We start from the raw sequence: 8,410 nt of genomic DNA on the forward strand, positions 1-8,410 counted from the left end.
GTCCCCAGGTATCCCGTCCAGCGACTATTGAAATGATGGGTGATGGACGTGTCCACGGATTCGGGCATAGTGATGTCTATCTTGTTGTCATAGTTTCCGTCCAGCGGGATAACGCTCGGGGAGCCGGAAACCTCAGTATGCCCTTTGAGTTCATAGCTCACCTTCGAGTGATAGTTAATCCCCCAACGGGTCGCATCACTCAAATCAAACAAGACGCCGATGTTGTATCCAAATGCCGTGTCATCGCCTTTGATGGTGACCCGTGTGTCCTCGCCGTTGTTCAGGGCGCCGGTGGCCAGGTAGTTCTGAAGCTTGGCATTGAAATGGTTTATGGTCGGTCCGCCACCAATGGACACGTAATCATTGATCCGATAGGCAATGGTGGGCTGCAGGGTTATTTCCTTGGTCGTGCTATAGGAACCATGGTAGCGACCCTGAAAACTGCTCTCGTAGTCATTGATCAGGCCACTCGGAGCATAAAGACCCAGACCTATCGAAAAACGATCGTCAAGCGGCGTCGACATATAGGCGAAGGGCACGACCCCCAAAGGTACCGAGTCCCCTTTATTCGTTCCTGAGGCACTGCTCTGCGCATCACTGATGTCGTCGCTCACCGAGACGACCGCGGCTCCGCCGGAAATCTCACTACGCTTCAACTTGGTCAAGCCCGCGGGATTTCCAAAGATGGTACTGGCGTCCAGCGCCGAAGACGACCTTCCCGCATACGCCGTTCCCGCACTGCTTGCACTCTGTTCATTAAGGGCAATGCCATTGGCGCCCGCGGTTGTTGAGGCGGTGAGTATTGCGATGGCGCCGGTAAACTTAATCCAGGCAGCACTTGCTCGCGGAGCGGAGAAATAAGGAATCACACGGCTATTCAGTTTCATTTTCCACCTCTTTATTATTTTTTTGATTGCACGCAGGCAAGGCTTCGCCTTCCTGTGCACTTGTCAGTGCCAGTTGAAGTTGACTGAAGTTGTGTAAAGGCCCTGGCGGAACAGCACCAAGGCATGTTTGCCGGGCTTACGGTGGCAAATTCGCGCTCATTCAAGCCACTCCACTTGAAAGCTGTAGCGACCCAGAAGGCGGGCCAGGTTCTCCTCATCGGCCCCAGCCCGTATGCATGCGACTAGCCCGCGACGACCGTCCTGTACCACGTCCACCGCAATCTCCCGCAGACACAGGTGCTCCACTTCCAGCTGGACTACCCTGGCAATCTCGCGCTGCTGCAAGGCGGGCTTGAATATCTTGCCCACGGCAGTCAGTGGCAGCGTTTCGAGGATTTCAATGCGCTTGGGAACYGCAGCCCGCTCGCTGATGTTGAGTTGAGCGAACGACTCAAGTTCTTCAGCGTTGCAGGTGTACCCGGGGCGTAGTTGAACGTAGGCGACCGGCACCTCGCCCGAATAGGCGTCGGGGCTGCCGATCGCACTGTGCTCGCAATGATCCCGCTAACGCGTAGTGTGTTCTGGGGGCCGATGGCAATTGCGATCATGGGCGGCCTTACCGTGGCGACGCTGCTGACGATTTTCTTCGTCCCGGCGTTGTACGCCGCATGGTTCAAGGTGGGTCGCCAGACGGCCGCTGGCACCCTGCCGGTGAGCTCGCCATCGCCACCGCGCAAAACCGGTTGTCCCGCGTGAACCGGACCACGGCCGTGCGCGGCGGCCATCGCCCGGTTGGCGCGAGCCACCGACATCAAGTGCTGCGACGGCTGTATGACGTTTTGTCAGTCAATCTGTATCTAACGTTCTCCCTTTGGCCGCCCTACTATCGTCCGCACCATCCAGGTGCATACCTCAGCGATCGCGAAAGCCGTTTTATACAGATTTAGCGGAGCTTCCAATTCGTTATCTCTTCCTTCAGGAGTTACGCCATGCCCGAACTGTCCAACCTGCTTGCCTACGGCCTGATTTCACTCGGCATGGTGCTGACTCCCGGCCCGAACATGATCTATCTCATCTCGCGATCGATCTGCCAGGGGCGAATGGCCGGACTGATTTCCCTGGGTGGCGTGGCGTTGGGTTTCGTCGTTTATATGTTTTGCGCCGCACTGGGCATCACAGCCCTGGTCCTGGCGGTTCCCTATGCGTATGACGCCCTGCGACTCGGCGGCGCGCTCTATCTGCTCTACCTGGCCTGGCAAGCGGTCAAGCCCGGCGGCCGTTCTCCGTTCCAGGTGCGCGAGCTGCCCAAGGACAACCCGCGCAAGCTGTTTATGATGGGGTTTGTCACCAACCTGCTGAATCCCAAAGTCGCGGTCATGTATTTGTCGCTGCTGCCCCAGTTCATCGACCCCGCCGGCCACGGCAGCGTGCTGGCGCAATCCATCGTGCTTGGCTTTACGCAGATCGTCATTAGCGTGAGCGTCAACGCCCTGATTGCCATCATGGCTGGCTCCATTGCGACATTCCTCGCCAGCAGGCCCGTGTGGCAGACCGTGCAACGCTGGCTGATGGGGACGGTCCTCGCGGGCTTGGCCATGCGCATGACCGTCGAAGGATGACGCTAAACCGGGCTGTTTGCGGTTGGCGCATCGGGCGCGCTGGAGGATCGTCGCAAGGTATCCGTCCGGCCAAGCCATCTACCCAGCCCCGCAAGGCCAGGACATGGTGTGCACTTAAATTCAAGTGGGCACCAGTTATAGCCTTTTAAGCGGGTATTTTCATGCAGCCACAACGCCGTTCCTACTCCAAGTCCTTCAAGGCCCAGGTCATTCAAGCGTGTGCCCGACCCGGCGCTTCGATTGCCAGCATCGCACTCAGCCATAGCCTCAACGCGAACCCCGTACACAAATGGATTCGGGTGCAAGCGCAGAAAAGCACAGCGCTGCAACCTGCATTCATTCCGTTACCCATGCAGCTGGCCGTAGCAAATTCGCACGCAGCATCATCGAATATCTGCGTTGAAATCCAGCACCCGCGCGGCACCGTCAAAGTTAGGTAGATTCACAGACTTGCCCCCCCCATTTGCATTCGACTTGACCAGTCATTTGCATCGGATTTGACCAGCATGCTTCGTGGCCATGACCGGCAGAGAACGACCCGTTGCAGCCGTTCGGCTGATCACTCCCAAATGACCGCTACGAGACAAGGGTACTGCCGCCTATGGCAGTACCGGTATCGAGCATATTTCAGCCGCTCATGTCTGTAACGTTCATAGGTAGCTATAGCCGCGTGATCAAGCTCTTGACCCATGACATGCAGAACTCGATCGTTTGATCTATCTGCTGAGAAGTGAAGCTGGGCATGTCTTTGGAACCGGGTCCATGTCCCAAGTCGTTCCGCACGTCGCTGTAAAATCGCTGCATTGATTGCCGTTCCCAGCTTTCGATGAATGGGCCATTCGCCTTGTTCTCAAGATGATTCAGGAAGTCGGCCACACCTCTCTCATTACCGGTAGCCCACTTTTTGAGTTCGCAAATGATCTTGATCGTGCTTTCCAGTGCCTTGGCGGCATAGAACGATGGATCTCGGCCGCCGGTGTCTCTGCGATCAATCGCCTCGGCCATGTCAATGCTGACGTTCTTCCATTGAGCGTCATTCACCAATAGCCAGAATGGCTGCTCGACTTGTTCTTGAAGCTGCTCGTCCTTAGTAATCTGCAAGTACCCATTGTGATAATGCAGTGGCATACCAGCTTGCTTTAGGCGCTCGTTCAGCTCGTTCACATTTGCTGAGAATGTCCTGTTCAAACCCTCATTGAAGGCCCGAACGCTGTTGGACTGCGAGCCAGGAACTGTCATGGATCTCCGGGGCATCTTATCTTGGAATTCGGCCTTGGCCAGCAGCAGCGGAAAATCAGAATTCGCTTGAGCTACTTGCTCCTCTCGCTTGCGAAAAGCTAATTCCACGAAGCTTAGGCGACGCTTGACGAATATGTCGGGGTCCATACCATCAGCAAATTTGAGGTTGAGCCACCTCTCGACCACAAAGTTCATGTTGTTCATACCCGAGTTCGTGTAAGGCTTGCCCATATACTCAGTCGGATAGGAGTAATACTTCGGCGACAGTTCCTTGACCCCCATCTCCATTGCCAGCCGGTCGTGAATATCAGTCCAAATTGTCTTAACGCTCTCGTCGACCTTCTGGCTGTACCCGTAGTAATTCCAAATCTGCTCGTTGACGATTCTGTACGTCTGCACTAAGAGTGCAGATTCCTTTTGTCCGACGCTTTCGAACATTGGGCGATTCGCGTACCTGCGAAAGAAGACATCAGTAAGCATGGCCAATTCTCTCACTCCGCCAATTAGTGGTGACTTTCGAGGCAGGCGGGGTGCCTCTAGTCTATCTGAAGCAGTCGTCCGAAGGGGCGGGGTCACAGTCCACTCTTGGCCGTTCTCTGCCAGTCGCGTGAGACAGAAAGCGATCCAATATAGATAGTCCGTGTCGAACGCAACAAACCGTCGGGATGAATTACTCCCCGGATTGCAAGCGCTCGATAGCTTCGAGAAGCTGGCCGTCGAAGTACTCGGTTTCATCTCGTTCCTGGTCTTTCATGCGGCGCTTCGCCTCGATGAGCAGGTGTTTGGTCGCGATGTTCTGATTCAAAAAAGTAGCGACCATAAGATCATTCAAACTCTCTAGAGGTGTATCCCATGCCTCCCTGCAACGCTGAATGAGTCCTGTGGGGGCATCCCCACTCCATGGACCTAAAATATCCGAGACTGCCAGGGTGGAGGTCATGAGCCTGCCTTTGAGAGAAATTGAAGGGCTGGTAATTTCGCACGCTCGGGAGATTGATGAATAGCGAAATCGAATGCCCGCTCCTGGCCGATCTCTGCTTGTCACGACTGACGGAAATTGACCCCAAGTGGACGAATTCAAGCGCCGTTGTCGATTGATAGGTGATAAGGATTGAGCCTGCTAGCATTGTGTGTCAGAGAGCCTAGTAAGAGCACTGATGATGCAGATGATTGAGCATGTGCAGCCTGCTGGCGTCGGCTGCAATCGTGTAAGCGCCTTCCTCGACAATACCTTCCATGTCTGGCAGCACCCGAAAGGCCGGAAACATCTGCGTAATCTCTTGTGCATTCAGTGCTGATGGTCAATCCCGCCTGCCCGTGCCGTGGCGGCACTCTTGGGTACCACGCCTGAACTCTGCGGCCCGATGAAGAGGCCACCGCTACGCCACAGCAAAGGATGATCACTGGACGCCTCCAGTTCGTGCCAAAGATCATTGGCTTGGGAAAGCAAAGGAAGGTATTGCGTGCCCTCCCAATACGCTTGCCGGAAAATTCGGGAGCCACCATAGGATGAACCCAGTCGATTGATCGGCGCTCCAGCATCGATACCCAGAATGTTGGACTGGCGAGTCGACAGACGCCACAACGTGGTGCTCCCGACAATGCCCAGCCCGATGACAACAGCGCTATATTTTCGACCCACTTTCTTCAACTCCATTTGATCCAGGGAAGCCTTTCAATACAGGTTCAAAGATGACCAGTATCATGCCGAACGTAATTGCCGCAAAAGCCAGCAACGTGTAAGTCGAGGCTGATTGCCCGTAGATCTCGACTGCCACAATGAACTGGGTCAATGGCAGGATGAACTGCAACAGCCCCATGGCCGAGATGGGCAAGCGCCCGGCAGCAAACGAAAACAACGCCAGCGGAATGATCGACACCAGCCCGCAGCCAATCAGCAGCGCCCGTTCATACCCGCCGAAGCTGACGGGCAAGGGTATGAACTCATCGAACAGAAACAGCAGCGGGCACAGCGCGCAGGCGAGCAGCAAGGACTCCACAAACAACCCGTTGAGCGGGCTCAATGACGTGAGTTTTTTCAGCCAGGTGTACAGCCCCCATGTCACGCCGATGACGACATAGACTCGGGCATCCAGATCGCCGCTGCCTGTGACCAGGAAAAAGACACTTAAGCAAACGATGCCCAACGCAACCGCTTTCAGGGAGCTGAGCCGTTCCCGATAGATCAGCAACCCCACTGCGATACTCAACAAGGGAGCGATCAGGTATCCCAACCCGCTTTCCAGCACCCGACCGTGAATCGAAGCCCAGATGAAGGCCCCCCAATTGGTCGCCACCAGTACCGCAGCACAGCCATGAAGCACTACTTGACGCAGTTTCAGTCGATGAAACAGCGCGAGCAGATCTCGCTTCACACACAGGATCAATGTGACGGTCGCTAGCGAAAGCACCACTCTGTAACCCACCAGAGCAACAGCATTCATGTCATGGAATACCCTCCAATAAAGCGACGACAGTCCCAGAAACAAGTTGGACAGTCCGGCAGCGAGCATCCCGGTCAGAAAAGGTAAACGTTTATTGCCCGTTGCCATCGATTGACCTTCTGCTGAATGTCAGCTCCAGAATTTCATAGGACCAAATGATGTCGCCCTGCTCGTTAAAGCGACAATACGCGGCGCCTTGGCGTGTCCAATCGACGATTTCCTCGTGGATCAATCCTTGAAGTTGTCGCCACTGCTGCGTGTACAGCATCAGCGGAAACTCATGTCGCTCCAAAAGGCACCAGTCAATGTGGTAATCGGCCTCGTGTTTTTGACACAAGGCGTGCATCACGGCAGGAATACCCACCAGCGAGTTCAGGCCAATAATGAGTTTTGCGCCTGGCTTGAGAAATAAAGGCACTTCATCAAAAAAGCGTTTGAGCGTGCGATCGCCATAAAACATCGCCTCAATGGACAGCCCCTGAGCCGACTCGGTACGTTGCAGGGCCTGTAGAAACGCCGCCGAAGGGGTCTGCCAGCCAGGAGGGTTGAACAGAATCACATCAAAGGCGTCGTTGGTGGGGTCCAGGCCATCGAACAGGTCACTGTGGATAAATCGGACATCGCCCGCGCCAAGATTGGCAACCTCATTGATCCTCGCCACCTCAATCGCCTGGGGTGAAATGTCCGTGGCCGTGACTGACTTCATACCCAGGCGGCGCAAGAGCAGCGAATGCACGCCACTGCCCGTTCCTATATCGAGAAAGCGAGCATCGGCGTATTGCCTTCCGAAACGCCTTGTCAGTAATGAACCAAAGGCCTTGCCGGCCGCGCTGACTTTGAACACTTCAGGGTGATCCACCAGCGTGAGGCGCTGACCCAAACCAAAATAGAGCGAATAACTGACGTCCTCCGCCGGCGGAGAATCGATGTTTGGGGAGGCTGATTGCAAATTTACCTGGGCACTCATCAAGCTATCCTTTTCTCATTACTTTCCGAGTTCTACCGAGCGACGCGCCGCAGCCCGTAACGCCGCTTTGACGGTGCCCTTGATATCCGCATCAACAAACGTGTCGATAGCACGCTCCGTCGTACCGCCTTTGGTTTGTACGTCCTTGCAGACTTGCCAGGCGGGCTTGCCCGTTTCGCGTATCAACCGGGCAGTGCCGTGCAGTAGCTGAGTTGCGATCAGTTCAGCCTGACGGGCATCGAAACATTCCTCATGAGCATATTCCTGCAAGGCGTCGACAAAAAAGGCGACCAGCGCTGGACCGCCGCCTGCCAGGGCCGTGCCTGAATCAATCTGCGCTTCGTCCTCAACACGAATGACCAAGCCGATTGCACCGAACACCTGCTGTGCAGCAGCTGTCAGTTCGGGACGGGCCTGCGTCGGGGCGCAATACAGCGTCACGCCTTCACCCACCTGTGACGGTGTATTGGGAATCGAACGCACGACGTTGCAATGCCCCAACTCACGGGTCAGCGTATGCAAAGTGATGCCGGCCATGACCGAGATGACCGGGCCGCGATGTCGTTTGAGCAGCTCGTTTTGCACCAATGCCTGTTCGAACTGCTGTGGAGGGACAGCCAGAACAACAATGTCGTCGTCCTCAAGTCTTTCGAGGCGGGTACTGACCCGGAAACCATCAGTGGAATATGTGGCGCTACGCTCGGCATCAACCTCGACAACACGAAGACTGTCGGTACCCTTCATCTGCTGACGAAGACCGTAAAGAATGGCCCCACCCATATGCCCTACGCCCAACATATGTACCGCTCTCATAAACAGTCCTTTATGTATGAATAGAAGTATCGCACCACTTTACGGGCCAAGAAAAAAGCCAGTAACGCCTGCATAAAGCTCCATATCAAATCGAGGACTGTCAACGCATATCAGATATGCATAATGGGTAAAACAATTGATATTGTTCAACGCATTACGAGGGGGTGTAAATTATAAAACCAATCTTCATAGCTACCACACAACACAACTTCCTAACTGCGCACTAAAAAGAAGCTAACTTTTCCATTGAAAAACCCTCAAAACTCTAGTGTGCCGCCTCAGAAATAAGATCCCTATTGATCGGTGAAGCCAGTGCCTCACGGGCGCGTTGTATTTTATTCAAAACATCCTCTCCCTTCGCATTCCAGACATAGCGCCTAAGCTGAGCATTTCGCAGAGCCAAGAACGTTGTAATCGAGCTTTCCCACTCACGCACTGAGC

General features: G+C 54.8%; 9 protein-coding genes and 3 pseudogenes. 3 read left to right on the plus strand and 9 right to left on the minus strand.

Annotated features, from left to right (window positions below; all coding sequences use genetic code 11):
* Both AC1DVH_RS22870 and AC1DVH_RS22875 read right to left on the minus strand, forming a co-directional pair.
* Positions 1-887, minus strand: an 887-nt coding sequence (locus AC1DVH_RS22870; RefSeq protein ID WP_477755729.1) for an OmpP1/FadL family transporter, incomplete at its 3' end; no start/stop codon positions are given.
* Between the two features lie 156 nt (positions 888-1,043).
* Positions 1,044-1,433, minus strand: a pseudogene (locus AC1DVH_RS22875) (AMP-binding enzyme); the annotation flags it as partial.
* On the opposite strand from AC1DVH_RS22875, the pseudogene AC1DVH_RS22880 reads away from it, so the two are divergent.
* From AC1DVH_RS22880 to tnpA, 3 genes and pseudogenes are all read left to right on the plus strand, one after another.
* Positions 1,431-1,643, plus strand: a pseudogene (locus tag AC1DVH_RS22880) (hypothetical protein); the annotation flags it as partial. The pseudogenes AC1DVH_RS22875 and AC1DVH_RS22880 sit on opposite strands and share 3 nt — an antisense overlap.
* Before the next feature lie 233 nt (positions 1,644-1,876).
* On the plus strand, positions 1,877-2,506 hold the full coding sequence (locus AC1DVH_RS22885; protein WP_457266161.1) for a LysE family translocator: 630 nt from the start codon (positions 1,877-1,879) through the stop codon (positions 2,504-2,506).
* 161 nt (positions 2,507-2,667) lie between these two features.
* The gene (tnpA, locus tag AC1DVH_RS22890) at positions 2,668-2,946 is read left to right on the plus strand and encodes an IS66-like element accessory protein TnpA (RefSeq protein ID WP_477755730.1); all 279 of its coding nucleotides are present in this window, start codon (positions 2,668-2,670) and stop codon (positions 2,944-2,946) included.
* 220 nt (positions 2,947-3,166) lie between these two features.
* Here tnpA and AC1DVH_RS22895 read toward each other — a convergent pair whose 3' ends face one another.
* The 7 genes and pseudogenes from AC1DVH_RS22895 to AC1DVH_RS22925 form a co-directional block, all read right to left on the minus strand.
* Positions 3,167-4,225, minus strand: a complete 1,059-nt coding sequence (locus AC1DVH_RS22895) for an AbiJ-NTD4 domain-containing protein (protein WP_477755731.1) — start codon at positions 4,223-4,225, stop codon at positions 3,167-3,169.
* Between the two features lie 190 nt (positions 4,226-4,415).
* A complete protein-coding gene (locus AC1DVH_RS22900) occupies positions 4,416-4,685 on the minus strand; it encodes a hypothetical protein (RefSeq protein ID WP_007985568.1) in 270 nt (89 codons plus the stop codon).
* A 348-nt stretch (positions 4,686-5,033) separates the two neighbouring features.
* Positions 5,034-5,402, minus strand: coding sequence for an FAD-dependent oxidoreductase (locus AC1DVH_RS22905; RefSeq protein ID WP_477755732.1), 369 nt, complete (start codon positions 5,400-5,402; stop codon positions 5,034-5,036).
* Positions 5,371-6,297, minus strand: coding sequence for an EamA family transporter (locus tag AC1DVH_RS22910; protein ID WP_477755733.1), 927 nt, complete (start codon positions 6,295-6,297; stop codon positions 5,371-5,373). Before AC1DVH_RS22910 ends, AC1DVH_RS22905 begins: the two co-directional genes overlap by 32 nt.
* Complete coding sequence (locus tag AC1DVH_RS22915) at positions 6,281-7,156, minus strand: methyltransferase (RefSeq protein ID WP_477755734.1); 876 nt, start codon at positions 7,154-7,156, stop codon at positions 6,281-6,283. Before AC1DVH_RS22915 ends, AC1DVH_RS22910 begins: the two co-directional genes overlap by 17 nt.
* 18 nt (positions 7,157-7,174) lie before the next feature.
* Positions 7,175-7,969, minus strand: coding sequence for a pyrroline-5-carboxylate reductase family protein (locus AC1DVH_RS22920; RefSeq protein WP_477755735.1), 795 nt, complete (start codon positions 7,967-7,969; stop codon positions 7,175-7,177).
* Positions 7,970-8,234: 265 nt separating this feature from the next.
* Positions 8,235-8,410: pseudogene (locus AC1DVH_RS22925) on the minus strand (IS630 family transposase); the annotation flags it as partial.

The sequence above is a fragment of the Pseudomonas sp. P4_C3 genome, assembly GCF_056402075.1.